The 26,542-nt window shown below is 56.6% G+C and carries 24 protein-coding genes; 9 read left to right on the top strand and 15 right to left on the bottom strand.

Annotation, left to right across the window (positions count from 1 at the left end; all coding sequences use genetic code 11):
- Positions 1-15: 15 nt before the first annotated feature.
- Positions 16-1,791 carry a carbamoyltransferase C-terminal domain-containing protein gene (locus tag AABO57_25230; protein MEK6289036.1) on the bottom strand — a complete coding sequence of 592 codons (1,776 nt, stop codon included), beginning with the start codon at positions 1,789-1,791 and terminating at the stop codon, positions 16-18.
- 267 nt (positions 1,792-2,058) lie between these two features.
- Here AABO57_25230 and AABO57_25235 point away from each other — a divergent pair, with 267 nt between their 5' ends.
- The 4 genes from AABO57_25235 (at position 2,059) to AABO57_25250 (ending at position 6,052) form a co-directional block, all read left to right on the top strand.
- A complete protein-coding gene (locus AABO57_25235; GenBank protein MEK6289037.1) occupies positions 2,059-2,466 on the top strand; it encodes an NUDIX domain-containing protein in 408 nt (135 codons plus the stop codon).
- A 40-nt stretch (positions 2,467-2,506) separates the two neighbouring features.
- On the top strand, positions 2,507-3,349 hold the full coding sequence (locus AABO57_25240; GenBank protein MEK6289038.1) for a hypothetical protein: 843 nt from the start codon (positions 2,507-2,509) through the stop codon (positions 3,347-3,349).
- A gap of 200 nt (positions 3,350-3,549) precedes the next feature.
- On the top strand, positions 3,550-4,386 hold the full coding sequence (locus AABO57_25245; GenBank protein ID MEK6289039.1) for an amidohydrolase family protein: 837 nt from the start codon (positions 3,550-3,552) through the stop codon (positions 4,384-4,386).
- Between the two features lie 7 nt (positions 4,387-4,393).
- Positions 4,394-6,052, top strand: coding sequence for a 5'-nucleotidase C-terminal domain-containing protein (locus AABO57_25250; GenBank protein MEK6289040.1), 1,659 nt, complete (start codon positions 4,394-4,396; stop codon positions 6,050-6,052).
- Positions 6,053-6,161: 109 nt separating this feature from the next.
- On the opposite strand, the gene AABO57_25255 is transcribed toward AABO57_25250, so the two are convergent.
- On the bottom strand, positions 6,162-6,341 hold the full coding sequence (locus tag AABO57_25255) for a hypothetical protein (GenBank protein MEK6289041.1): 180 nt from the start codon (positions 6,339-6,341) through the stop codon (positions 6,162-6,164).
- On the opposite strand from AABO57_25255, the gene AABO57_25260 reads away from it, so the two are divergent.
- From AABO57_25260 to AABO57_25270, 3 genes are all read left to right on the top strand, one after another.
- On the top strand, positions 6,340-8,442 hold the full coding sequence (locus tag AABO57_25260; protein MEK6289042.1) for a S9 family peptidase: 2,103 nt from the start codon (positions 6,340-6,342) through the stop codon (positions 8,440-8,442). The genes AABO57_25255 and AABO57_25260 overlap by 2 nt on opposite strands.
- A 115-nt stretch (positions 8,443-8,557) precedes the next feature.
- Positions 8,558-8,842: a DUF2442 domain-containing protein gene (locus tag AABO57_25265; GenBank protein ID MEK6289043.1), complete on the top strand. Its 285-nt coding sequence runs from the start codon at positions 8,558-8,560 to the stop codon at positions 8,840-8,842.
- Between the two features lie 264 nt (positions 8,843-9,106).
- Positions 9,107-9,646 carry a hypothetical protein gene (locus tag AABO57_25270; GenBank protein MEK6289044.1) on the top strand — a complete coding sequence of 180 codons (540 nt, stop codon included), beginning with the start codon at positions 9,107-9,109 and terminating at the stop codon, positions 9,644-9,646.
- Between the two features lie 234 nt (positions 9,647-9,880).
- Here AABO57_25270 and AABO57_25275 read toward each other — a convergent pair whose 3' ends face one another.
- The 3 genes from AABO57_25275 to AABO57_25285 all read right to left on the bottom strand — a co-directional run bounded on the left by AABO57_25275 (position 9,881) and on the right by AABO57_25285 (position 13,652).
- A complete protein-coding gene (locus AABO57_25275) occupies positions 9,881-10,726 on the bottom strand; it encodes an ABC transporter permease (protein MEK6289045.1) in 846 nt (281 codons plus the stop codon).
- 279 nt (positions 10,727-11,005) lie between these two features.
- Positions 11,006-12,496 carry a hypothetical protein gene (locus tag AABO57_25280; protein ID MEK6289046.1) on the bottom strand — a complete coding sequence of 497 codons (1,491 nt, stop codon included), beginning with the start codon at positions 12,494-12,496 and terminating at the stop codon, positions 11,006-11,008.
- A 79-nt stretch (positions 12,497-12,575) separates the two neighbouring features.
- On the bottom strand, positions 12,576-13,652 hold the full coding sequence (locus AABO57_25285; GenBank protein ID MEK6289047.1) for an ABC transporter ATP-binding protein: 1,077 nt from the start codon (positions 13,650-13,652) through the stop codon (positions 12,576-12,578).
- Between the two features lie 310 nt (positions 13,653-13,962).
- Here AABO57_25285 and arsC point away from each other — a divergent pair, with 310 nt between their 5' ends.
- Both arsC and AABO57_25295 read left to right on the top strand, forming a co-directional pair.
- Positions 13,963-14,316 (top strand): arsenate reductase (glutaredoxin), encoded by a 354-nt coding sequence (gene arsC / locus AABO57_25290; protein ID MEK6289048.1) that lies wholly within the window; start codon positions 13,963-13,965, stop codon positions 14,314-14,316.
- A 250-nt stretch (positions 14,317-14,566) separates the two neighbouring features.
- The gene (locus AABO57_25295; GenBank protein MEK6289049.1) at positions 14,567-14,761 is read left to right on the top strand and encodes a hypothetical protein; all 195 of its coding nucleotides are present in this window, start codon (positions 14,567-14,569) and stop codon (positions 14,759-14,761) included.
- 22 nt (positions 14,762-14,783) lie between these two features.
- Here the strand turns inward: AABO57_25295 and AABO57_25300 are convergent, their stop codons facing one another.
- From AABO57_25300 to AABO57_25345, 10 genes are all read right to left on the bottom strand, one after another.
- Entirely contained in the window at positions 14,784-15,377 is a 594-nt protein-coding gene (locus AABO57_25300) for an acyltransferase (GenBank protein ID MEK6289050.1), read from the bottom strand.
- Between the two features lie 108 nt (positions 15,378-15,485).
- Positions 15,486-16,493, bottom strand: coding sequence for a Gfo/Idh/MocA family oxidoreductase (locus AABO57_25305; protein MEK6289051.1), 1,008 nt, complete (start codon positions 16,491-16,493; stop codon positions 15,486-15,488).
- A complete protein-coding gene (locus AABO57_25310) occupies positions 16,494-17,306 on the bottom strand; it encodes a hypothetical protein (protein MEK6289052.1) in 813 nt (270 codons plus the stop codon).
- Between the two features lie 142 nt (positions 17,307-17,448).
- Entirely contained in the window at positions 17,449-18,327 is an 879-nt protein-coding gene (locus AABO57_25315; protein MEK6289053.1) for a zinc ribbon domain-containing protein, read from the bottom strand.
- A gap of 201 nt (positions 18,328-18,528) precedes the next feature.
- A complete protein-coding gene (purM, locus tag AABO57_25320; GenBank protein ID MEK6289054.1) occupies positions 18,529-19,575 on the bottom strand; it encodes a phosphoribosylformylglycinamidine cyclo-ligase in 1,047 nt (348 codons plus the stop codon).
- Between the two features lie 88 nt (positions 19,576-19,663).
- Entirely contained in the window at positions 19,664-19,882 is a 219-nt protein-coding gene (locus AABO57_25325) for a DUF3006 domain-containing protein (protein MEK6289055.1), read from the bottom strand.
- On the bottom strand, positions 19,879-20,889 hold the full coding sequence (locus AABO57_25330) for an MBL fold metallo-hydrolase (protein ID MEK6289056.1): 1,011 nt from the start codon (positions 20,887-20,889) through the stop codon (positions 19,879-19,881). Before AABO57_25330 ends, AABO57_25325 begins: the two co-directional genes overlap by 4 nt.
- Before the next feature lie 14 nt (positions 20,890-20,903).
- Complete coding sequence (gene purF, locus AABO57_25335) at positions 20,904-22,337, bottom strand: amidophosphoribosyltransferase (GenBank protein MEK6289057.1); 1,434 nt, start codon at positions 22,335-22,337, stop codon at positions 20,904-20,906.
- Positions 22,338-22,424: 87 nt separating this feature from the next.
- A complete protein-coding gene (locus AABO57_25340; protein MEK6289058.1) occupies positions 22,425-22,940 on the bottom strand; it encodes a hypothetical protein in 516 nt (171 codons plus the stop codon).
- Positions 22,941-23,118: 178 nt separating this feature from the next.
- Positions 23,119-26,542: RHS repeat-associated core domain-containing protein (locus tag AABO57_25345; protein ID MEK6289059.1), on the bottom strand; the 3,424-nt coding region annotated here is incomplete at its 5' end.

Below are 26,542 nucleotides of genomic sequence, written 5' to 3' on the forward strand. Positions count from 1 at the left end.
CTTCGCGCAAAAGACTCATTTCTTAACTAGGAAATTACCAATAGCCAGACAATCGATCCCCGAACAATAAAAACCTCGCACGGCTTCGCGAGGGGTCGATACGACCGGTTCGCCAAAAAGATTAAACGAGGTGTTCAAAAGCACAGGGACGCCGCTCGCCTCGCCGAACATGGTCAGCAGCTTCCAAAACGCAGGGTTGGACTTGCGACTCACGCTGTGGACTCGCACAAGGCCGTCGCCGAACACGGCGGCCGGGATCAACTGCTGCTTTCCTGCCTTTATTTGACTGACTCCTTGAAGGAATTCATTCAACGCGCTGGGCTCAAAGAATTCCTCAGAGCGTTCTTCGGGCACGGCCGCACAAAAGGGCCGAAACTCTTCGCGGTGCTTGATGAACGCGTTCAGGTTGTCACGCATCATCTCAGTAGTCGGCGAAGCCAGGATGCTGCGAGCGCCCAGACTGCGCGGACCGAACTCCATCGCCCCGCGGAACCAACCGACGATCTTTCCCTGCGCCAGCAGCCGCGCGACTTCGGCGACCAGCTTGTCTTCGGTCAGGGAATACTCGTACAAGATTTTGCAGTTGTCGAGCACACCCTTGATCGCTTCGTCGTTGAATAGCGGACCCAGAAAGGCGTGCCGCATCTCATAAACCCGCTCGCGATTTCCTTGCACTTGATGCCAGACGTACAGCGCAGCGCCAATCGAGCAGCCCGCGTTGCCGGCGGCCGGTTGTACGAATAAACGCTTGAATCCCGCGCGCCGCTCGATGGCCGAGTTCGCGAGACTGTTGAGCGCAACACCTCCAGCCAGGCAAAGATCCTTTTCGCCGGTTCGCTCTCGATGGCGGGACGCAACCTCGCACAGCACGTCTTCGATTCGCGCCTGCAGGCTCGCGGCAAGATTGCGATGGTTCTGGGCGATGGGCTCGTCCTTTGCTCGCGGCTTCAAGCCCGCGCGCTCGAAGAAGTGATTAGAAAGCGCGGGCGACGCTCCGAAAGAAGGATCGAGGTAGTCGAGGTTCACGACCGGTAACCCATCGGACCCGACTCGTAGCAAGTCGTCGAAGACCTCGCCGAACTCGACCTTTCCAGTCGGCGCGAGCCACATCGTCTTATGCCAGTCACCGTCTGCGTCAAAGCCCAATGCCGCGGTCACTGCGCCGTAAACCATGCCAATGGAATTGGGGAACTGCGCCTCGGCGTGAAGCTGAAGCTGTTCGCGCTCGCCTGTCATGAGCGCGGCTGAGGTCATATCGCCTTTGTTGTCGACCGAGATCACCGCCGCTCGCTCGAAGCCTGAGGCGAAAAACGCGCTCGCCCCGTGCGCCAGATGGTGCGGGACTTCAATAAACTGCCCGCTCGGGTAAAGCCGCGATTCAACAAGCCGTCTCGTTCTCAGCATCTGCTTTAGACCGTTGAGGCTTTCCACAAAGTAAGGAGGAAATTCTTCAATCAAGCCGTGGTCGGCCGAGTTTATTGCTCGCGCAGAGTTGAAAGCAATCTCGCGGTGAAAACGTTTATGAGGCTCGAGATAGTAGGCGACGCAGTCAATCTTGTCGAAGCCGATACCGGCGCGCTCGAGACAAAAGTCAATAGCGCGAAAGGGCAGCCCGCCGGCGTAGTTCATCCCGATGTGCCGTATGCGAGCAAGCTTTTCTTCTTCGATGGCGGCGATGACTCGCCCGTCTTGAATCAGCGCCGCCGCTGCGTCTCGCTCTTGTCCCGAGATACCAAGGATGTTCATCAAATCGCTACCGTTCCGATGTGCTTCGAGTGGGATGAATACCATTAACATTCGCCGGAAGGCTTTTCAAGCTGGCGTCATCGGCTGCGCGGAGACGTACTATTCTCACACGCTCGCGCATAAGCCTCGGCGGGCCTTCATACCCTGGTAGAGTTGGGAGGATTGTGTCGCGTGCTTGCCTCTGGATTCACATTCCGCCTTGCATGGGAAACTGTGAAGTACAGCGCTTGATTCATCGCGAGAACAAGCATAGGCTCGCAACGGCAAGTAATGAGCTTGCGTTGAGAGTAACTCTCTGGGGGGAGGAGACTATTGTCAAAGGTTGCTGAAGCCGGAGGAATAGTCGTCAGATTCGACGACGCAACGCCGCGTATTCTCATTGTCAAAGCCAAACAGAATCCGAATCACTGGATTTTTCCCAAAGGACACATCGAGGCAGGCGAATGCGCGAAGGAGGCGGCGATTCGCGAAGTGCGAGAGGAAGCTGGAATCGAAGCGACGGTGCTGTCTCGCGCGGGCGCCTTGGAGTTTGACTATGAGGGCGAGACTATTGAAGTCGAGTTCTACGTGCTCGCGTACACTCGGACGCTTGGAGGGGGCGAGCAACGCGAGTCCCGCTGGTGTATGCCCGAAGAAGCGCTCAATCTACTTACCTTTGACGACGCGAAGGACATGCTTCGCTCCTCGCTGATGATTCTCGAAAAGCACCATAACCGCTGATTAGAAGTTGAACCTGAGCGCGACGTTGGGAGGCGTAGGGATGAAGACCACCGAAGTCTTTGTTGAGCAAGTTCTGATCGGGGTACTTGTCATGCTGAATCTGGGACTGATCTTTTCTCCGGAAATCACCAGTCATGTAAAACAGCTCGACAGCCCTTCCCGCACAGCCGTGATCGCCGCTGCCGTGATCGCGACGGCTTATCTAGTCGGAATCGTTTTTGATAGATGCGCTGACACGTTGCTGGAGGACATGGAGCGACATTGCCGGTTGCAAACGGCTCTTCAGGGGAAGAAAGCGCCGCTCAAGTGGGACCCTTTCCCTGAGGACCGATACCGGATGAAAATCCTCCAGAACGCTGAAGCATCCACTTACGCGAACTACATTCGCACTCGCATTCGACTATCCCGGGCGTTGGCGATATTGATTCCGGGTTTGTCCGTTTCGTTCTTGCTTAATAGAGCGAGGGTACGAGACGCCCAGTGGATCGCAGCAGCGGTGTCACTAGGCGTGATTTATGGCGGCGCTCTTGTGGCCCAACTTATTCGCGGTATGAAGATCGAGGCTGGCTCACTTTGGTACAAACCGCCGAGGACGAACGATCGCGCCGCGGTTAATGGGTACCTCGAAAAAAAGAAGTGTCTAAAAAAGACCGTTCTATGGTGGTTCGCAGTTCGCGAGCCTGCCTTCTGGGGATTTACACTCCTGACAGCTTTAGGGCTCTGGCTTGCCTCGCAGGCGGATCGGCGCGCCTTTCTCGCTGTACCATTTGTAACTATCGCGCTCACGCTGCTGACTGGTTGGACGTGGTGGAGGATCACGAAGACTTTCCTGGCATTTCTGAGAGACTACTCAGCTCACACATCTCAAAGCACCACGGTCTAAAGCGCGCGGACCTAACGCCAGCGTTCCTATTTGCGTAACTGCAAGAGATTGAAAGTCTCTCCTCGAATGCTACTTGTCTGAAGCGATCTCAGTCTGAGGTTGCAACCTTATTCGGTCGAAGCATAATCCGGCTGAGGCCGAGAAGACGTCTAGTTCGGCCGCGACATAGCAGCGCATTTCGCTAGCTCGCAGGAACCAAAATGGAAACCGAACACCGGATCATCGACGCATGGATGCAGCACCCGACGCCGGGTTTTAGCCAACACGCTATGTTTGAGTCCTTGCGCCGGTGGACCCGCGGCGAAGCCATGAGCTCGGACATCCCGCTTGAAACAACCATCGCAACAATGGACAAGGGAGGCGTTCGGATGGGGCTCATCTCAGCGTGGTGGGGACCTCAAGGCCCGCTCATCGAAAACGACGAGGTTGCGAGCTTCGTCCGAGCGTATCCGGACCGGCTCATAGGCATTGCATCTGTAGACCTCTACCGGCCGATGGACGCCGTCCGCGAATTGAGACGTTGTGTGCGTCAGCTCGGGTTTCGAGGCTTGAGAATCATCCCGTGGCTGTGGAACCTGCCGCCGGATGATCGCCGGTATTATCCGCTGTACGCCGAGTGCGTCGAGCTGGGCATTCCGTTTTGTCTTCAGGTGGGACACACAGGTCCGTTGTGCCCATCAGAGCCCGGGCGCCCAATTCCCTATCTCGATCATGTCGCGCTCGAGTTTCCTGAGCTCATGATTGTAGCCGGTCATATTGGTTACCCTTGGACTGCCGAGATGATATCTCTGGCGACCAAGTATCCAAATGTTCATATCGATACCTCTGCTTACAAAAGCAGTCGATATCCGCGAGAGTTGGTGGACTACCTGCGCAGCCACGGGCGCAAGAAGGTGCTCTTCGGCTCCAATTATCCGATGTTGACGCCTCAGGACTGCTTGCGCGATCTGGCTTCTCTCGAACTCGACGATGAGACGACGCGAATGTTCTTGTATGAAAACGCTCAGCGAGTATTCTCGATGACCCCGAGAGAATGAGTGCCACATGAAGACCACCGCGCTCTCGAGCTTGATCAGGGGAATGGTGCTGCTCATGTGCACTGCGACCTGCGGCGCCGACGGCCCGGCAAGGGCGCACATCGTGATACTCTCGACTACAGATCTGCACGGCAACATTTACCCGATCGACTACAACACAAACAGACCTGAAGCGCGCAGTCTAGCTCGCGTCGCCACGGTTGTGAAACAGGCGCGCAAGGAAGACCCCGGCCTGCTCCTGCTCGATTCCGGCGATACGATTCAAGGCACGCCGCTCACCTTTCATCACGCCAGGATAAACAACAAACCGGCCGATCCGATGATGGCGGTGATGAGCGCTATCGGGTACGACGCGATGGCCGTCGGAAACCACGAGTACGAATTTGGCTTGGAGGTGCTCAACAAAGCACGCCGCGAAGCTCGATTCCCGTGGCTGTCTGCGAACACGTATAAGAAAGGAACCGATCAAAACTACTTCGAGCCATTCATCGTGAAACAAGTCAAAGGCGTGCGCATCGGCATCATCGGCCTGACGACCCCCGGCATGCCGAGCCTTGGTGATCCCGAGCTTACCTACTCGAGGATCGAAGTGCGCGAACCCGTGACCGAAGCGAAGAAGTGGACTGCCGTGCTGCGCGAAAAAGAACACGTTGATCTGGTCGTCATCGCTATGCACATGGGCCTCGAAGCGGATCTGCGAACCGGCGAAGTGTTTCCTGGGCAAATGCCCAACGAAAACGCGGCGCTTGCGATAGCCGAACAGGTCCCGGGGGTCGATGTGATTCTGATGGGTCACACGCATCGGGAAGTGCCTTCGGTTTACATAAACGGCGTGCTGCTAGCCCAGGCTGACAAATGGGGGCGAAGCCTTGCGCGTGTAGACGTGTATCTGGAAGCGATAACGCCGTCCCGGCGCTGGCGCGTTGTAGCTAAATCCGCCCGCACTATTCCAATAGGAGACCAGGTGGAGGCTGATCCTGAGATCCTTTCAATCGCTGAACCTTATCACCGTGAGACGCAGGCCTGGCTCGATCAAGTCATTGGCGATTCGCCCGTTGAATTGAAAGCGGGCGAAGAACGGTTTCGCGATACGGCCATTCTCGACCTCGTGCATCGAGCTCAGTTGGAAGCGGGCAACGCGGAAGTGTCAACCGCCATGAGCCTGAACCCAAAAGCGCGTATCCCGAAAGGTCCGGTGACCGTGCGCGACATCATCGGGTTGTATGAGTACGAAGCCGCGCCGCTCGTCGTCGAAGTCACCGGCAAACAGTTGAAGGAAGCACTCGAGCATTCATCCCGGCATTTCGGGGCGTACAAACCAAACAAGCCATTGCTGGAACTCATCGACGAGAGATTTCCCGGCTACACATATGACGTTGCGGAAGGGATCACCTACGATCTGGATATCTCCAAGCCGGTCGGGCAGCGCATTCTGAACATGCGCTTTCGAGGGCAGCCGGTGAGCGCAAATCAAAAGTTGCGTTTGGCCACCAACACTTTCCGTGTGAACGGCGGCGCCGGCTACACCATGTTCAAAGATGCGCGTGTCATTTCCCGTTCAAACAAAGAACTGCGCGAGCTGATCATCGACTGGGTAAATCGCAACCGTCATGTTCCAGCAACAGCGACAAACAACTGGAGGCTGTTGCCTGAGACGGCGCGTTGATCTAGTTCCGACACTCTCGCGAAATAGCCCGACAGATTGAAAAGGTGAATACGAAATCCGTGCGAATCCGTCAAACCCGTATCATCGGTGGTCTATGAGTTCCTAAGAATCACATTGCCAGCGCCCATAGACCACGGATGACGCTGATTCGGCCGATTTGCGCGGATACCCCTCCTTTCACTAGCGTCGTCGAAGTCGTCTTGCTGTCGATTCCCGTCTTAGATAGAATCCAGCCAATCTCGTAGCTTTCACCGGTGGAGCCCAATATTTCAGGAGGGACTACAGCCATGTACGCCAATCGACTATCGCGGATTCTGGTGTTATTTCTTGCTTTCACGACCGCGGTGGCGGCACAGCAACCCGCGAAGCGCCCGCTCAAACTCGACGACATCCCACGAGTTCGCGAAGTGCGCGATCCGCAGATCTCGCCCGATGGAAAATGGGTGGCTTATGTCGTCTCGGCCATCGACGTGAAGGAAGACAAGAGCAACGCGCATATCTGGATGGCCGGCTTCGACGGCAAGTCCGATCGCCAAATCACCTGGAGCATGGATAGCGAATCGTCGCCGCGGTGGAGCCCTGATGGGAAATACCTGTCGTTCACCTCGTCGAGGCCTGGCAAGACCAAGGGTAACCAGGTGTGGCTGCTCGATCGCAGCGGCGGTGACGCCATGCAGCTCACCGAATTGAAAGGACGATTGCAGGGCTACGAATGGTCGCCCGATTCGAAGCGATTGGCGTTGGTTGTCGGCGACCCCGATCCTGAGGCTGACGCGAATACTCCTCCAACTCCGGAGGCCGGCGCGACCGGCGCGCAAGGCGCCGCCGCAAGGCCAAAAGCGCCTAAGCCGATCGTTATCGATCGCTACAAGTTCAAGCAGGACGGGCAAGGCTACCTTCTCTCGGGACGCCACAGCTACATCTATCTGTTCGACATCGAGAGTAAAAAGCTGGACCGGCTGGGAACCGGCAAGTGGGACGAGGCTGTCCCTTCGTGGTCAACGGACGGCAGCCGCATAGCCTACATGAGCAATCACGCGGAAGACCCGGACCGCGAGCCGTCAGCCCAGATTTTCGTTGCCGACGCAAAGCCCGGTTCCGCTGAAAAGCAGTTGACCCAGGCAACCAGCCGAGGCGGCCGTTCGCGTCTGGAATGGAGCGCCGACGGCAAATGGATCGCGTTCCTTGAAGGTGATGAGAAGAAGTACAGCGCCTACGGCATGAGCCATCTGACGATTGTCGCCTCCGACGGGAGCGGCGCGCCCACTCGCATGAAGGCTGTTGAAGCGCTCGACCGCGGGGTCTCCTCGCCTAGCTTCAGCGCCGATGGCAAGACCATTCGCTTTCTGGTCACCGACGATCGCTCCGTCTATCCGGCGCAGGTTAACCTTGCCGCCGGCGCCGTCGAGCGATTGATGCCGCCGCCCATCGTGATGTCGAGTTGGGACTCGGCGGCTGGACGCTCGATCGTTCTCTCGGGCGGCAACACAAAGCACACAGAAGTCTATGCCGTGGAAGGCGGCGCTCTGCGGCAGATCACCCATCACAACGACGCGTTGTTTTCGGAGCTCGATATCGCATCCACCGAAGAGGTCAATTTCCGGAGCAAGGACGGCACTGAAGTGCATGGCTTGCTGACCTACCCGGTCGGTTATGTGAAAGGCGCCAGGGTCCCGTTGTTGCTGCGGATCCACGGCGGTCCGAACGGCCAGGATCAGCACTCGTTCAGCTTCGAGCGGCAGTTCTTCGCGGCGAACGGCTACGCTGTGCTGGCGGTGAACTATAGAGGCAGCTCCGGCCGCGGTATGAAATACTCGCGCTCGATCTTCGCTGACTGGGGACACTACGAAGTCGAGGATTTGCAGGCCGGGGTGGATCACGTGATCAAGATGGGCGTTGGGGACCCGGATCGGTTGGGAATCGGCGGCTGGAGCTATGGCGGAATCTTGACCGACTACATGATTGCCAGCGATACGCGCTTCAAGGCGGCGACCAGCGGGGCGGGCACGGCATTCACGGTCGCGTTCTACGGGACGGATCAATACATTCTTCAATACGACTACGAGATCGGTCCGCCGTGGGACCCGAAAGCGTGGGAGACTTACCAGAAGATCTCCTATCCGTTCCTGCACGCCTATCGCATCAAGACGCCGACGTTGTTTCTCGGCGGCGAGCGCGATTTCAACGTGCCGATCCAGGGAGGCCAGCAGATGTATCAGGCGCTCAGGAGCCTGGGCGTCGATACACAGATGATTATCTATCCGAACGAGAATCACGGCATCCAGCGGCCGAGCTACCAGCGCGATCGGTATGAGCGATACCTTGCGTGGTACGACAAGTATTTGAAGAAGGCTCCGGAGGCGACAACGGCCGCTCCGGGTGTACGGTAGCGGTGTCTTAACACGGTCCAGCGTCTCGCTCAGTTGATCAACTAGGGGAACAAGTCGGGCGGCGAGACAATGCAAACACGTTGTGTTAGTAGGAGAGTTCGATAGAGACATGTCTATGCCTAGAGTCTTTGAGTCGAGTAGCTATCAGGTATCTGAAGTTCGCGCTGTCAAAGTTTGGTTTGATGACGATAATATTTGGCTCGGCCTCGAGGACGGACGTCAAGTGTCGACGCCGTTAGCCTTTTACCCACGGCTTCTGAATGCGACCAAAGAACAGCGAGAGAACTACGAATTCATCGGTCCTGGCATTGGCATTCATTGGGAAGACCTGGACGAAGATCTGAGTGTCGAAGGGATTGTTCTGGGCAGAAAAGATCGGACGTCAAATTGGACGAATTAGACTTGCTTGGAGGTCAGACAATGGCGTCCAGCGGAATAGCCTACCAGCGCGATCGGTATGAGCGGTACTTGCGTGGTACGGCAAGTCCACGAAGTCTGCAAGAGGCAGCAGGCAGACGCAGACTTGTTGTCAAACGGCAAACCAATGGGACGAATGGCACACCGCGTCCAATGAAAGCGCTAACCCTTCGGTCCAGCGGACCGCCTTCGGCGGCCGCTAAACTCAAGCGTTAAGCACAAGCGCGCCCTCTGGAGAAAACCCTATATGAAAGTTCAAAGCATGTCTCCGGGACAATTTCTTGTCACCGAACATCGGAACATCGCTGCGACCGCACTGGCTCAACGAACTATTGATCGGATCGAGATGCCGGTTCGCGCACCAGATGCAGCTCAGTCCGCAACACAGGTTGCCACCTTTCTGCAAAGCAGCACTGTACAACAGGCACTCTCGGAATTACAGCGCCTAAATAAACCGATTGGTAGCCTACAACTTGATTTGTCTTTGAAGGCGCCCTTAATCGCGGATGCCGCTAGCGCTGGAGTCGACCTTTCCCCTTTGTTTGAGGCACTGAGCACCAAGAGGGAAGTGAAGGCTAAAGGCGACAGTCCACCTCGAACGGTTTTGCAGGGCGTTCTCCTTGGCGGCGCCGTGTCGTGCATTTTGAATGCTGTAAAGCCAAGCGGCAATCCTGTTTTGCTTACTTTGGGCCTTATGGTGGCCGGTGGAGTCTTATGGACTCACGTTAACAGCTTTGAGATCGGCCTGAATAAAGATGGCAGTGTGAGCGGTAAAATCGGCTTGTGATCAGTGGTCTAAGCATGCGCTGGAGTGAACCGTCGAGGCTATCACGCCCGCCGTGTTGGGCCGTCGGCGTCGGCACTAGTTGCTCGTAACAGTCGCTTTCCTAGTAGCGAGGCGCCTCGGAGGCCCTTGATGCCACAAGTCGCTCGCCTCCCACAGCAACGTCACTGATACAGGCCACCAGGACGAAGCTAATAGCCAAAGGTGAGGTAGTGCAGTGCTCGTGAAAATTTCTTTTCACGCAAGCTCACTCGATTTGAGCCCGGACTTGAAAGCAATTGCCAGAAGGACCAACACGGCCGCTGTGAGAATCAACGACAGCGCTGACCCAAACGGCTGATTGAGTTGCGCGAATTGATTCTGAATCAGGTTGCCGATCATCACCGACTTCGCGCCGCCTAACAGATCAGGCGTGATGAACGCGCCGAGCGACGGTATGAATACAAGCACGATCCCCGCAATCAAACCGGGACGTGAGAGCGGCAGAGTGATCTTAAAGAAGGTCCAGAACCGATTCGCTCCCAGGTCCTGCGCAGCTTCCAACAGCCGGACGTCCAATCGATCCAGCGCAACATAGATCGGCAAGATCATAAAAGGCAACTCGCCGTAGACCTGTCCGACCAGTACGGCAAAATCCGAGTATAGTAATTTAAGCGGCGCATCGATAAGACCCGTGTTCATCAGCGCGGAGTTGATCACCCCTTCGCTTCTGAGCAACAACATCCAAGCGTAAGTCCGAATCAAGAAGCTGGTCCAAAACGGAATGACCGTCAGCACCAACAACGTGCGCTTCCATCGCTCCGGCGCGCGCAACGCGAGATAGTACGCGACCGGATAACTCACAACGGCGCACAGCAGAGTTGTTGTCGTTGTGATCCAAATCGTCCTCCAGTAAGCGCGCAGGTACAGCGGGTCCAATGCCCGAAGGAAGTTCGAAGGCGTGAACTCGTAGATCGTCTTCCCGTACGCGCCGCGAGTCGCGAGGCTGACAATCAAGACGATCGCCAGCGGCGCCACTATGGCAAGCCCGAGCCACAGAACCGCGGGTGCAAGCAGCAAATTGGCGCGTGTGTTTCTTCTCATTTCGATCACCGGCTCGCAGGGACTAACACTCAGTTTGATGGATCGCAGATCGAGACTTCAGCCGCCAATCCCGTAGGGATGTCCTGTCTGTAGAAGCGCCGTGCGTGAGGGTTCTTGACTCCGTCAGGAGTCACCTCGTCCCGCAGAAACGCGGCTTGCCGGAGGACAGGTAACTCCTAACGGAGTTACAGAACCATGACGCACTGACCTTCTATGGACAGGTGATCCCTACGGGATCGGCAGCCCGACGTTCTCGTTCCGCGATCTATTGACTGAGCGCTAGTGCCGCTTCCACACAGGAACCATCATAGCTCTCTGACCCGCGGCCTCCGATTCAATCATCTCGCCGGCGTCGTATCCGCGTTCCCTAAGCGCACTCGGGATGAGCGGCTCGGTCTCGTGCTCGTACGTGACAACCGCCACCCAGTAATGATCGGCCTCGATCCCGCTCAAGCTGTCAGCGAACGATATCTGGAATCTCGTTTCGCTCGCCTGATCGAGATAGAACTGGATCGTATTGCCTATGTTTGAATCCGTGACATAAACCTCGACCGGCCCTTGCCCCGGTTCGGCCTGAATCATACTTAGAACCAACGGCTCCCACGCGATCTGACGCCGGGCGGTCATCTCCGTAAATCCGCTGAGAGCTGACCAGCAAACCATCAGGCCGACGGCGCCTATCCGAACCGGACGCGTGTTCAGACTGTAGGCCGCTGCTGCAACTATCAACAAATATGCCGGCGCAGCGATGATTAGATAGCGAAACGCCCACACCGATTGAGGCAGCAGATGGCTCGCAACGAAAGCCAGAGCGACCGGCGCGAAGGCAAATAGCGCGAGCCACCAAAAGGCCATCGCGTAAGGCTTGTTCTCACGCCCGCGGCGGAGACGCCAGCCCCACACAGCCACCGGCGCAAGGAACGCAAGCATCACCAGCGCCGTCCCAAAAACCTTCCAGCGATAGCTCAACGGGCCATTGAGGTTGCCGTAGTAGCCGACAAGCTCTGACGCCGGCGGCGGCCGGTTCCAGACGAAGTTCACCCGGCTGGGATTGACCCGCGCGGCCTTCGCGACAAACCAGACCCAGGGCGAAAAGCAAAGGGCGAGAAAAGCGGCGGCAAATGCGAATAAGCGCAGTCGCTCGCGTTTCCAGATCGACAAGAACATCAGCTCCAGCGCTATGATGACCCAACCGTAGTAATGGGTGAATACCATTAGCAAGTTCACGGCGCACAGCATCGTTTGAGTCTTCCTGCTGCCCGCATCTTGATTTATGAGCTTTGCGAAGAGCCACAGCGATGTCAGTGTCAGTAAAAACAGGAGACTGTACATTCTGAGTTCTTGAGCGTGGGTGATCAGAAGTCCGTTGATCGCCATGAGCCACAACGCGAGATTCATAGCTGCCGGCTCCAGCCTGAGATCGCGACACAGAGCGAAGAACGGAATCACCGAAGCGATTGACAATAGCGCAGGCAGCAGCTTCAACCATAAGAGTGACTGGCCGCCGACTCCGATCCAAACTTTCAGCAGCATGTAAAACAGCGGCGGGTGTACGACGTCTCCTACAACAGATTCGAGCAAGCTTCTCCAATCCTGAGCCGCCGTCCACAGCGTAAAGACTTCATCGCCGAACAGACCATAAGAGGTAAGGCGCCAGAACCTGGCCGCGACAAATATCGCCGCGATAACCGTGAATAGAGAAAGCGAGAGCTTTCCAGGATGCCGCTCATCGCGCTTTTCCAGGCAGAGCCGCGAGCCGCGGGATTCCACGATTTGCGACGTTGTGGCCGATGTGCTGTGGGTGGAAACGCTCACGAGTTGCTATGGGCCGCTTCTAACTTGAGATGATTCATCCCTTGAGCATCACTGCGCTGTCAGGTTCCCATTTGACGGACACCGTCTCACCGATTCGCTCCCGTGTCGATTGAAACGGTTGTCGGTTCTGCTCCATTACCGTGACGGCCTGCCCGTCCTCTAACGTCACCTTCAACTGTGTGGTCTCGCCGAGATAGACCGCCGACTCGATCTTGCCACTGAGCACGTCCGGTTCAACTTCCGACGAAATGCTGATCTTCTCCGGCCTGATCAGCACACGGACACTGTCGCCTTGTTTAACTCCGTTGGCTCGCACGCTGGTCGTGGCGGCGCCGATTCGTAGAGTAGAACGTTCCTCGTTCACCGATTCGATCGTTCCAACGATGACATTCGATACGCCGATGAAGCTCGCGACGAACTCCGTCAGCGGACGCTCGTAGATTTCTTCCGCGCGGCCTATCTGTTCGATGCGTCCGGCGTTCATTACAACAATCGTGTCGCTCATAGTCAGCGCCTCTTCCTGATCGTGAGTGACGTAGATGAAGCTAATGCCTAAACGGCGCTGCAAACTCTTCAGCTCGAGCTGCATCTGCTTTCTCAGTTTCAAATCAAGCGCGGCCAGCGGCTCATCGAGCAGCAAGACGTTCGGCTCGACCACCAGCGCGCGAGCGAGCGCAACTCTCTGCTGCTGACCGCCGGACAGTTCGCCCGGCTGACGCTCATCAAGCCCTTTCAGACGGACCATCTCGAGCGCGTCCGCGACACGACGCTTGATCTCGGCGCGCGCGATGCGTCTGCGTTCGAGCCCAAAGGCGACGTTGTCAAAAACGTTCAGATGAGGGAAGAGTGCATAGTGCTGAAACACGGTTGTGACGTTGCGCTGATGCGGCGAAAGCCCGGTGACATCGCTCCCGCTGAGAATCACACGGCCTGCGTCCGGCGAGTCAAACCCGGCTATCATTCGGAGCAGCGTCGTCTTGCCGCAACCCGAGGGACCCAGCAACGTCAAAAACTCGCCTCGCTCCACAGCCAGCGAAACCGAGGCGACGGCGGTCACTTCGCCGAAGCGCTTTGTGACGTCTCGTAGTTCTACTTCATATAGTTCTTCCATTGCTTGCCATTGCTTACGGGGCTCTGTAAATGAACTCTGTTGGCGCGCGATTATATCACACGAGATTTTTCTTTCTGTCATCGCTCATCTGTCGTAAATCGCTATGCTAGAGACCGCTACATGGGCTTCACTCGGAGTATCCGTGCGAATCCGCCGAATCAGCGTCATCCGTGGTCTATGCGACATTGGCAATGCGATTCCTACGAACTCATAGACCACCGATCACGCGGGTTTGACGGATTCGCACGGATTTCGTACCCACTTGATCGCCACTGTTACAAGTCACTAGAATCGCAAACAGGAGGACGTCATGAGCGACAAGATCAAGGTTTACCAGAAGCCGACTTGCAGCAAGTGCAGAACGACTATCGGGCTGCTCAAAGATCGAGGCGCAGCATTCGAGGCGATCAACTATTACGAGAAACCGCTCAGCATTGAAGAACTGCGAAAGCTGATCGATAAGCTGGGCATCGCCCCACGCGATCTGCTCCGCAAGAGCGAGCACGTCTATCGCGATCTCAAGCTTGCCCATCGCGAGCTGACCGATGATGAACTCATCGAGCTGATGGTTGAAAACCCAGACCTCATTCAAAGACCAATCGTCGTAAAGGGCGACAAAGCCGTGCTGGGCCGTCCGCCGGAGAACGTCGAAGAGCTGCTGTGAACAGTTGTGTGAGCGCCGCGTAAGTCTCGCACGGCAATCGCCGAGTTCTAGATCGAGCGGACGCTGTCTGAGATTGCGAGGCCGACTGCTGCAATACAGACGGAGGCATCCCGAGCAGAGCCTTTGGCCCAACAAGTTATCGAAGCTTCGCTCGCGGAATATTTTTTGCAGCAATCACGTCGCGGACTGCGTCTTATGAATTGACGGAATAAAGTTTGGATTTAGCCTTTTACTAGATGAGGACACGACGATGACTATGAAAATACTAGCTTTTCTTAGAAACCACTCGCACTACTGGGGTATACCCCATCCTCGCAGCGCGGACACTCGCCTGATTCAGACGTGTTACGAATGTGGCGCGGAGCGCGAATTGACGATCGAATTGCGCGCGTCGCCCTTTGACAACATCACCGCTCCAGTACCTGGCGACAACCTCGCCGCTTGAAGGGCGCACGCAGCGTCATCTATCAATCCGTCGCTTCGGCGACTGAGCCATCCTGCTTCACATAGCGCGCGCCGCACGCGGCACAAGTCGAGCGCTCAGTTGCATTGGCATGCCGCGACATATCGAGCTTCACACCGCACTGACACATCCAACCAACTACCCGGCCCGGATTCCCGACAACAATCGCGTAGTCGGGGACGTCGCGAGTCACCACCGCACCCGCTCCGATGAAGGCGTATCGCCCGATGGTGTGACCGCAAACCACGGTCGCGTTCGCTCCGATCGACGCGCCTCGCTTCACCAACGTCTTCCGATATTCATCCTTGCGCGAAACATGACTGCGCGGGTTCGTCACGTTGGTGAACACCATCGAGGGTCCGCAGAACACGTCGTCTTCAAGCTCGACTCCAGTGTAGATCGAGACGTTGTTTTGAATCTTAACGTTGTCGCCGATGCGAACCTGAGGAGAGATGACCACGTTCTGGCCGATGTTGCAGAGGCGACCGATTTTTGACCCTGCCATGACGTGAGAGAAGTGCCATATCCTGGTGCCTTCGCCGATCTCGCATGGTTCATCGACGTAGCTGGATTGGTGAACGAAGTAGTTTCTTTCCATGGATCACTCGCGGACTAACCACAAAGGCGCCAAGACACTAAGGGGAAAGGGACGCGTGATCCGTTGATCACCTTTGTGTCTTTGTGCCTTTGTGGTTAGATCCCCTGCTCATAATTCAATCGGAGTTCCGCCCGCCGCCAGCGACCGCTCGGCCGCATCGAGCACGCGCAAAACACGCAGTCCGCTTTCGCCGTCCGTTAGCGCCTGTCGCCGGGTCTCGATGCACTCGAGGAATTGCAAGCACTGGAGACGAAGCGGCTCGGCTGTGTCGAGCACTTCAGCGACGCCTTCGTTCCTTCGTGTGACAGGCTCGCCATTCACGAACTCGACTCCTTGATCGTACACAATCAACTTGTCGTACTTTCGGACATCGTCAAAGACCGCCATTCGTCTCGATCCGACCACGACCAGGCGCTGCTCCTTGTACGGGTGCAGCCAGCTCACAAATATGTGCCCGCGAACGCCGGTTGGGAACTCTATGTTGGTGACGGTCACATCGGCGATGCTTGGTTGAAGATAAGCCCCGCCGGTGACGGCAACGCGGGCGGGCCAGGCGCCAACCAGCCGCAAAATGATTGCGATGTCGTGCGGGGCGAAGCTCCACAGGATGTTCTCTTCCCTTCTCACCTTTCCCAGGTTGAGACGATTAGAGTAGATGTATCGCAGCTTGCCGAGTTCACCCGATTTGATCAGCTCTCGAAGTCTCAACACCGCGGGGTGATACTCGAGCAGATGGCCTACCATCAGCACCGCGCCCCGCTCGCCGGCTAGCTTCACCAGTCGCTCCCCTTCAGCCACATCGAGCGTCAGCGGTTTCTCGACGAGCACATCCTTGCCTGCTTCGATTGCGGCTCGCGCCATCTGATAGTGAGTTTCCGCGGGCGTCGATATCACCACGCCGCGAACGTCCGCGTCGGCAAACGCGCTTCTGAAATCGCTCTCGATCGCAACATCAGGAAACCTCTCCGCGATTATATCGAGCGACGACCGGCTCGTATCGCAAACCATGCTGAGCGCGCCCAGCTCGTGAAAATTCCTCACGTGGTTGACGCCCCAATAGCCTGCGCCTATGACCGCTATTTGCCGCTTCGCAGTCTGTTCGAATTCAGTTTTCATCTATGCGCTGACATTCTTCCCGCAGCTAAAGCAGAACTGTGCCGTCGCAGGCAAAGAGACCTGGCAGTTCGGGCACTCGATCGACTGCTGTGCGGGCGATGAAGTGTAAACTGCGGGCGGCGGCCCATAGCCATCCTGCGGAGACGAAGCTTGCAGGAAACTCCGCGCGCCCTGCACCCCGAAGCAATCGCGATATGCAACAGCACTGATCGTGAACATCAGGGGCCAGCTAGCGAGTAGTCCAACATAACAGGCGTAGCTTCCGGCTGATGCGATCAATTGAACCACGAAGGCGAAAAGGGTGAACATTAGAAGATTGGGTTGCGTGACATCGCGGCTGGCGCGCATAGCTTCAAAGACTCCGAGATTCCGCTCGACGATCAGCGGCATCGTAAAGATGAGAAGCCCGGAGACGATAAGACCAGGTATCACGCACAGCATCATGCCGAGGGAGACGAGCACGAAGTGTATGAGCATCGCTCCCAGCAAGCGCCAGTAACAATCTCGAGCCGAGAACAGATCACGAAATTCTACGCGCCCACCGCGAAGCTGCTTGAACGCCGCACGGTATGCTCCCCCCATCAAAAGGACCGAGAGGGGCATCAAGACGATGATGAGCGCGAACATCCCAAGATAAAGAAACAGAATTGCTATCACGGGCATTTGCGGTGGGGCGCCGCGCGGGCCCGGCGCCATCATCGTCGCAAACATCATCAGATACATGACCAGGATGAACGCGCCAATCGGAACAACCACTGCCACGAAGAAACCAAGTGACAGCGTCACCCATCCCTTCCATTGTTCCGTGAACATCTTCCAGCCTTCGCTTATCCAATCGCCAAAGCGAACTTGTGGTGGTGCAGGGTTATTGTTCATCGTCGAAGCCGTGGGTTAGCCTCCTTTTTGATTGTCTGATTTGATCCCTGTGCGAGTGTTCGGATGAAAGACTGGGCGATCAATGATTCGTTCGGTTTGGATCGTCGATGCCGAACACGTCTCGATAAGCGACGGCAGTTGCCGAGATCATCCACGGCAGTGTTATCAGCGCACCGATCCCGCAGCCTATTACGCCGCCGACTGAAATCGCCGCGAACACCAGGCCAACGACCCACCACATGAACGCGTCCCGCGAGAACACGAGCCTGGCGACCTGGTTAATCGCCTTCGCCACGTCCCACCCGCGCTCGAGGATATGCGAGGTCGTGAACCCCACCATCAAGAATAGCAATGGCGTCGCGGCCGCGCTCAGCAGGCCGAAGAAGGCGTTGTTATTACCAATCCCACCGAGTCCAATGTAGATCGCTCCGAAAATCAGCGCGGTCAAGAATGCCTGGAGAAAGTACCCTCGCCAGTTGAACAGATCGCCGATCTCGGGCCGTTCCCCGCGCATCGTCTTGAACGCCATTCGGAACATTCCCATCAGCAGCGGGCCTGCGAGTATCCCCGCCGTCGCCGCGCTCAACAATCCGCCGAGCAGCGTGGCGAGAGACATCAGAGCCCAATTCTCCTTATAGACTTGCCACCCGCCCGATAACCAATCGCCAAGCGAGATGTGAGGCTGTCCCGTCTGAACCGGCGGCTGATACTGCGTTGGATAAGGAGGAGGGTAATAAGGCGTAGGTGTCGGGATACTGTACCCAACTCCAGCCGGCGGCATTGTCGGAGAAGTAAGACCGGGCTGAACCGGCGTCGTCTCGCGAGCCGATTCGGCTTGCGGACTCAGTATCCACGTTGTTGCCTCTTCACCCTCGAGGTGCTGAGGCATGCCGCATTGGCGGCAAAACTTCTCATCTTCGTCAACATTCCTTCCGCAGTTCGGACACCATTTTGCCATCCTTCGCTCCGTGATTCCCTAACGATGAATGCTATGACATTGTTGCGACGTGGTTCAATGTGACGCGTGACTCAAGCTCGCGGTCGGGAAGGGTCGGGAAGGGTGGCTTGCCCCCGCTGCCTCGATTTGAAAGCAACTTCAAGTCTCAACAAGGACAGCGGGGGCAAGCCACCCTTCCCGACCGCGAGCTTGAGTCACGCATCACGTTTCACGCATCACCATGGACACCGACCGGGAGCCTTCAACAATCCTTCCGATATCGAAGTGCGCTTCGCCTCGCCGATCGAGATGTTCGCGCACCGCGCTGGCATCGTCAGGGCTCGCGATGACAACCATCCCGATTCCCATGTTAAAAGTACGGTACATCTCTCTTTCCGAAACGTTGCCGATTCGGCCGAGCAGATCAAACACCCGCAGCACTGGCCACGATCCGGCATTGATCTCAGCCGCCGTGCCTTCGGGCAAGATGCGCGGGATGTTCTCGAGCAAGCCGCCGCCGGTGATATGCGCGAGCCCCTTCATCGCGCCCGATTCCAAAAGGCCGTCGAGGGCCCCGAGATAACTGCGGTGTGGCTTCAACAGCTCCTGAGCGGCAGTGCAGCCCAACTCGTCGATATGCGCGCCGGGCGGATAAGCGGCTACCTCGAAGAGCAGCTTGCGCGCGAGGCTGTAGCCATTAGTGTGCAATCCCACCGACGGCAAGCCTATCAAAGCGTCTCCCGGCGTGACGCGCGAGCCGTCGATGATATGAGCCCGATCGACCAGGCCGACGATGAAGCCCGCGACATCATACTCTCCGTCGGCGTAGAAGCCGGGCATCTCGGCGGTCTCGCCCCCGATCAGCGCGCAGCCGGCTTCCTTGCAGCCGCGCGCGAGACCTTCGATTACCGACGCAATCGTTTCGGGAACAAGTTTCCCCGCGGCGATGTAGTCGAGAAAGAAAAGCGGCCGCGCGCCTTGGACAAGGATGTCGTTGACGCAGTGGCAGACCAGATCGTACCCGACGGTGTTGTGAATACCGGTGATAAACGCGATGCGCAGTTTCGTGCCGACGCCGTCAGCGGACGACACCAGCACCGGCTCTTTCATTTGCGAGAAGTCAGCCCGAAACATCCCGCCGAAGGAACCGATCTCGGTCATCACGTTCGGCGTGAAAGTCTGTCGCGCCAAACGCTTGATGCGATCTTTCGCTTCGTTGGCGGCGTCTATGTCAACGCCCGCGTCGCGGTAGCTGAACTGCTCGCTCATATTCTCTCTTTTTTTCGCGTCTTTGCGACTCTGCGTCTTTGCGTTAGCCCTCGTGCTCGCAAAGCCGCAGGGACCAATCGGGTCCGCTTCAATTCTTCAACAAGTCTTCAACTTTCTTTCGTTCCGACTCGCGGCTCTCTTCATCCTGAGTAAAACCCATTTGCAAGTGATCCCCTTCTCTCACACCTTCAGGCAGGTAATGCACCGGGAGATTGAACTTCACGCGATCGTCTTCATAGAGCACCAGCACAGCCAGATCGCCTTCGATACGATCGACGACTACCTTTGTTGAGCCTCCAAGTTTCATCGTGCTCTACTGCTGTTGCGTCTGCCCCGCTGTGAGCCTTCGCGGCCGTCGTTGGCAACCGTACCCGCCACCTCATCGCCAGTCAAGTACAGCCGCTCACGGGCGATCTGCTTGTCCGAGCTCATCTCGATGGTTGAGCCGTCGCACACCGCAGTGAGGGTCCCTTCGAGATCGGTCCGGTAGAGTTTGACCTGATCGCGAGCCTGTTCGAGCATTCGCATCACCCTCGGGTGCGGGTGATGATAGTCATTTCCCGCGGCGCAACTAATCGTGACAATCGAAGGCCGGACCGCATCGAGCACTTCGCGAGTCGTACCGTCAGAGCTGCCGTGATGACCGGCCTTGAGAAGGTCGGCACGGAGCTTGTCTTTTTCCGTCTCCAGCATCTGCTCCCACGCAGAAGGCTTTGTCGAATCTTCGTAAGTTTCCGCGTCACCGGTGAACAGAAAGCGTTTAGAGCCGTACGTCAGGCGAATCACTATGGATGCGTTGTTGGCATTGTTGTCTGGAAGCTCGTTCGATGGATTCAGCACCTCGATCAACACGTCTCCGAGCTTGAGCACGTCGCCGCGTTTGGGATTGGTTGATTTGATACCGCGGTCTCTTATCTCCTGGAGCATGTCGCTATAGGTTTTGGTTGTGTGATTGAATCCAGAATCCCAGAACTCGAGTACCTTAAACGCACGCATCACATCCCGCATCTCGCCCAAATGGTCGGAGTGCGGGTGCGTAGCGATGATCAAGTCGAGTTGCTTCACGCCGTACTTTCGCAGCAGATCGACCGTCGGCGCACCGCGATCTCCCGAATCAATCAGAATCGTCTCGCCGGTCGGGAGCTGAATCAACTCACAGTCGCCCTGACCAATATCGAGAAAGCGAATGACCAGCTTGCCAGAAACTGGACCAGGCTCCGGGTGCTGAGGCCGCTGGCGGAAGACCAGGACTAACGCGACAAGCGCGACTGCCAGCAGCGCGACGATGACTATCGGTCTGAGCCTTTTATTCATCTGAGGAGGCGGGGTTAGGTGCGAGGCCAAACTGAATCGTGCAGAAGCGCGCCCTCTTCCCTTTCAGTTTTGGTCCGCGCCGCCGACGTAACCGGTATCGGATAATCGTTGGTGTAGCACGCCGTGCAGTGACGATTCCCGAACGGATCGCCGCAAGCGCGGAGCAATCCTTCGAGGCTCAAGTAGCCGAGGCTGTCGGCGTCAATGTGCCGGGCGATGTCTTCGACGCTCAAGTTCGCGCCTATCAACTCATCGCGCGTCGGCGTATCGACGCCATAGAAGCACGGCGCAATCGTCGGCGGGCAGCTTATGCGCACGTGAACTTCGCGGGCGCCCGCCTGCCTGACCATCTGCACAATCTTCTTTGAAGTCGTCCCGCGCACGATCGAATCGTCGATCAACACGACGCTCAAGCCCTCGATCAAGTCTCGCACCGGGTTCAGTTTCACCTTCACGCCAAAGTGGCGGATTGACTGTTTAGGCTCGATGAACGTGCGGCCGACGTAATGATTGCGCACCAGTCCGAATCGAAACTTCAAGCCGGACTCCGCGGCGTAGCCAATCGCCGCGGCCACCCCTGAATCCGGCACCGGCACAACTATGTCGGCGTCGGCAGGATGCTCGCGAGCGAGCTGCTGTCCCATCTTGTGACGGCTCTTATTCACCGAGCGGGCGAACACAATCGAATCGGGCCGCGAGAAGTAGACGTGCTCGAAGATGCAGTGAGCGGGCTTGAGCTTCGGCAGCGGGAACGAGGAATGAAGTCCATCGCGATCGATGACCAGTATCTCGCCCGGCTGCACGTCGCGCAGGTAAGTCGCATCTATCAAGTCAAAAGCGCAGGTCTCGGAGGCGACGACGTAGGCGTCGCCTAATTGGCCCAGACACAGCGGTCGAAACCCCCGCGGGTCGCGCACCGCAATCAACTTGTCTTTTGTGAGGAACACCATCGAGTACGCGCCTTCTATTTCGGTGAACGTATCCACGATGGCGCCGATCAGATCGACTGCTCGCGAGCGCGCGATCTTGTGGAGCACGATCTCGGTGTCCGAGGTTGAAGAGAAGATCGCGCCGCTGAGCTCGAGCTCTTCGCGCACTTGATTGGCATAAGGAAGGTTGCCGTTGTGACAAACCGCGATCTGCCCGCGATAACCGTCGACTAAAAAAGGCTGAGCTTCACGCAGCGAAACGCTGCCGGCAGTCGAGTAGCGCACGTGACCGATGCAGGCGCGCCCGGGCAGATGGGACAGTTCTTCCTGGCGGAATATTTCACTGACGTAGCCCATCCCGCGATACGCCTGCAAGCGCTCGCCGTCCGACGAAACCATCCCGGCAGATTCCTGTCCGCGATGCTGCAACGCATACAGCCCGAGATAGGTCAGCCGCGCGGCATCTTCATGGTTGAAGATACCAAATACGCCACACTCATCTTTGAACTTATCGAGCATCTTGTGGTGTCGAGCGGAATGATCATTCTAGCCGGACGGCTGGCGGGTGGCAATTAAGAAACTCGAGTCAAACTGTGGGACCGCGTGTTAATGGGGTTTTTCAAACGTGAGCAACTCAAATTCGCGCCCGTCCTGGCCTTTAGCAACAGCACGCCAAAAAACGTTTGTGCGCCCTACCTTTGCCCTGACCTCAGCCGACAGGCGCCGGACAATGTCATCGACAGTAGTGCAACTGTCATTGCCTGAAAGTTCTATATAAGCCCTCAAACCCTCGGCATCGCACTGATGCAGCTCTCTCCCTGTATCAGCCCAATCGAACGCGGCTGATTTTGGTTCCAGGCCAGCTGAATCCATCTGCTCTTCAAAGGCTTTTCTCCGCAATGATCCACTTTGAAGCGCTTCCTCTAACGATCCGCTAGGCTTCAAATCCCTTATCTTCTGATATAGGTAAGCTTCGACGCTAAGCCTACTAATGCAGGTCAAGATGTCTGAGAGATCAATGATACGCTCTAGCTTGGCGCTATCAACGTCACCGAAGTCATCATAGGAAGGAGTCTCGTCATAACCAACCTCAAAAAACCGGTTATGCCTCATGTCTTCCACGACTAACGAGCGAGACACGAGCCCTTGCCGTCTACGAATAACTCGATGCGCCCTAAAGCGCCTCCTTGAATAGCGCAAAAGAAGTCGCTCAGCGCTAACTAAGAACTTAGCCATGCCTTCGCATCAAACCTTGAAATCATTGGTATCAGAAGTCGGTCATTTCCCGCGACCATGGCGATTACCTAATGTGCCAACTAATCCACTGACTGAGCGGACTCGACGTATGGGGTATAAGATAACAGACCTGGGGCGGGGCAAAGAAATTGCTCGCGGCGCAATGCGTCCACATGCTCGTACCCCAGGTGTTGACTCGAATCGGCTTGTTCTTGACCGCAAACCTCCACACACTGTAGATCACGAAGATCATGGTTGGGGGATACAGGTTACCCGGAAACCTAACGCGACCAGGCGGAGTGCTTAACCATGGAGTTTCTAAGCCGAAGAACCATACCGGTATCGCCAGAAAGGGTTGAAATCTTTCAATTCTAGCGCGTACAGACAGATAGACCGTTGAACCGCCACCAATCGAATTCGGTGAATAGATAGACGAAGCCGCCTGGCCTTGCTCCTCGTCCGCCTGCGAATCTCCCTTTGCTTTTGACGCACTCAATGAGGGATTGAGCGCGCCGCTTGCTTGCAAAGAAAGAATCGGTGCGGGAAAACCGGCCGATACGCTGGTTCCTTCATCTTCTAGTCGGTCAGCGAATGCCGCCTCCAAGGGCGATGGCGACAACCCTTTCTTATCGCTATTGTTCACTGGATCAGCATTCGCGTAAAAGTACCTGTTGAAATTCGTGGATTGGTTGGATGAACTAGTTAACCCGTCAACTTGCATGAATCTTTCAACGCTCGACGCGTAGTGACGGTTAATCGCATAGTCCGCGGCGCTCTCAGTATCGCGCTCATAAGTCGTGAAATGATGTTTCTCCTGCGTGCCGCTTTCTCCTAAGCCCTCTCCAAAAGGCAAGTGACCCTGACGGCCTATCAGGTTGCCGCTTCCATCAAGCACAAGCCTCTCGCTCAGTCTGTCGTTTAATAGATACTTCGTCACCCCCGTCTCTCCTCTTGCGATCATCCGGCCGACTGCATAAATGTAGACCGCGATCAACCCCCTTGTGGCCGAATCGAACTCACCTATTACCTGACTGCCTTCCCAAATATAGTGCGTCCCCGCACCGCCTGATACTTTCTTGTATCGACGGTTCTGATTGTCATAGCTGTACTGAGCAGACGTCCCTCCGTCTACGCTCGTCAGGCGATTCTCTGCGTCATAGGTGTAGCTATGCGCTCCATCATTAGTAACATTGCCTGCCGCGTCATACGTGTACGTGACTGTTGCGCCGCTCGTAAGAGTCTGAATTCGATTTGTAGGCGCGCCGCCGCTCTGCTGCAACGCGACGCTCTGAATCTGATTGCCTCCAGTCACTGCGTCCCACACACCTGTTCGATTGCCCCATCGGTCATGGGCGAACCGTCGTTGCGCTGTCACACCGTTTGTCGTCTGAGATGACGTGACAAGCCGCTCCATATTGTCATACGTGTAGGTGGCAAGTTCAGCCAGCCCACCTATCGAACTGCAGCAGGTAATCGCCATCAACTGGCCGGCGTTCCCTGCTGTGGTGCCTGCCCCCATCTGTCCGGCCTGAGCCTGATAGCTGTAGGCTAAGCTCATCAACGGCCCGTTCCCTGGGATAGCCGCGCTCTGCGAAGTCAACTGCATTCTGTTCGCATCATAACCGAAGCTTTCGCTTACTCCGTTGCCAAGTGTTGTCCCGGTCATCTGCCCGATGCCGTTGTAGGTCACGCTCGTCAGATAGCCCCCCACGGAAGTCAGCCGCCCACGGCTATCGTGTCCCATGTTGATCACCGCGCCGTTTGGGTAAGTTATCTGCGTCATTTGGTTCGCTGTGTTGTACTGATACCCAATCCAGTATGTCAGTCCATCCATCACCCGGGTTGTCGCGCTTACTCGTTTGAAGCTGTCGTAGCTGTAGCTCTCTGAATATGCGCTCCCGACGCTCAGCGACAGCAGCAAGCCCTTGGTGCCGCTCGATTGATTGTTGTCGTAGTTGTAAGTCACGTTAGAAGTTGTTGCCACTCCAGTCGCGCCACTTGTGTTGTAGCTGATCGAAGTCAGACGATTCAAGCTGTCATAGCCATACGTCGTAATCACCCCGCGAGCGTCTTGCCTGGTGGCCACTGCCCCAACGCTGGTGTAGGTGTACTTCGTTGACCAGTAAGTACCGGTCCCATCGTTGATTGTAGCCGCCGTCTCCGGGATCCGTTCGAACAATAGATGCCCTTCAGAATCGTACTTGAAAGCGCGGGTCTGCCCGCCTTGATTCACACCGGTCAAATGGTCTGCGATGTCGTAAGTGTAAGTCGTCTCTTGAGTGAGTGCGCTGGTCGAAACGTCTTGCTCGGTGACTTTGATCAGCCTTCCCAGCCCGTCGCTTTCGCGCTTGATCTTCCGATTAACCTGGTCAGTAACTGTCACAACGCTTCCGCTGTACGCCGTCTGAACCGTGTTGCCTCCAGGCAGAGTTTCAACTGTCACTCGCCCGAGTTGATCGTACTGATAGGTGGTCGTCGGCCCAGGGGTTCCACCTTGCGGAAACGGATTCGTCCGTGTGAGCAGGCGGCCCATGTTGTTGTAGGTGTAATTCGTCTGCGCTCCGTTCGCATCAACCGACGAAGTCATCTGTCCCCAGGCGTCATAGACCGCCGTCGTGGTGATAGTCTTGTTCACCCCGCCTTCGCTATAGTTGACCGTCTTCGAAGTGAGTTCGCCCCGAACGTTGTAAGCCCTCGTGTCGTTCGCGCCCGTCGGAGAAGTAAACGCCGTAGGATTTGTCGCGGCGTCATAGCCATAACTCGCCGTTTGATTGTTGGGATCGGTCTCGCTGGTCTGAGCCAGTGTGTTGAAGTCGTAGCCCGCGACTGTGGTCAAGTAGACGCCCGACGTGTTGCCGCTCGTGGTCTGCGATGCTCGCGACCAGTAAGTGGCTTCACTCATCGTGAAGCTCTTCTCGTCGCAGCACGACACCTGAGCCTTCGTCGTGTTGCCGAATATGTCTGTCTTGCTGCTGTGAGTCACCGACGTGCCGGCTACTACATCGCTGTAGCTGATCACATCGGTGAGGCTCCCTCGCGTTGGACCGTAGCCGTTGTAGCTGGCCAGATGCCCCGGCGGATTGGCCGTCCCTCCATAGGTTTCCAGACCTCCCATTGGATTGTCATACCCATATTCACTCTTGCCTATCAGCACGTCATCCCCGTCGTTGGTGTTCTGCAGCGCGTCGAAAATCTCGACCCTCACCACTCGGTTGCGCATGTAAGCGCTCATGTACGGCTCCCACGTTATGTATGTATTATGCGTCCGCCTGCGCACCTTCCACTGCCCGCTTATCTTGAACCCGTACTCTCGTGTGTTCACGACGTTGCCGTACGCATCGTAGTCAAGATCTACTTTCGTCTGCTGACCAGTCTCATCGGTCGAGATTGCGGACTGAACAGCCGTCGAGCCGCCGGGGTCGGTCGTGTAAGCGTATTCAGTCTTTGACAGCGTCTGGTTCGAGCTGTTCTTCAGCTCGCGCGCGTCA

The sequence above is a fragment of the Acidobacteriota bacterium genome (genome assembly GCA_038040445.1).
GTDB lineage: Bacteria > Acidobacteriota > Blastocatellia > UBA7656 > UBA7656 > Onstottus_A > Onstottus_A frigus.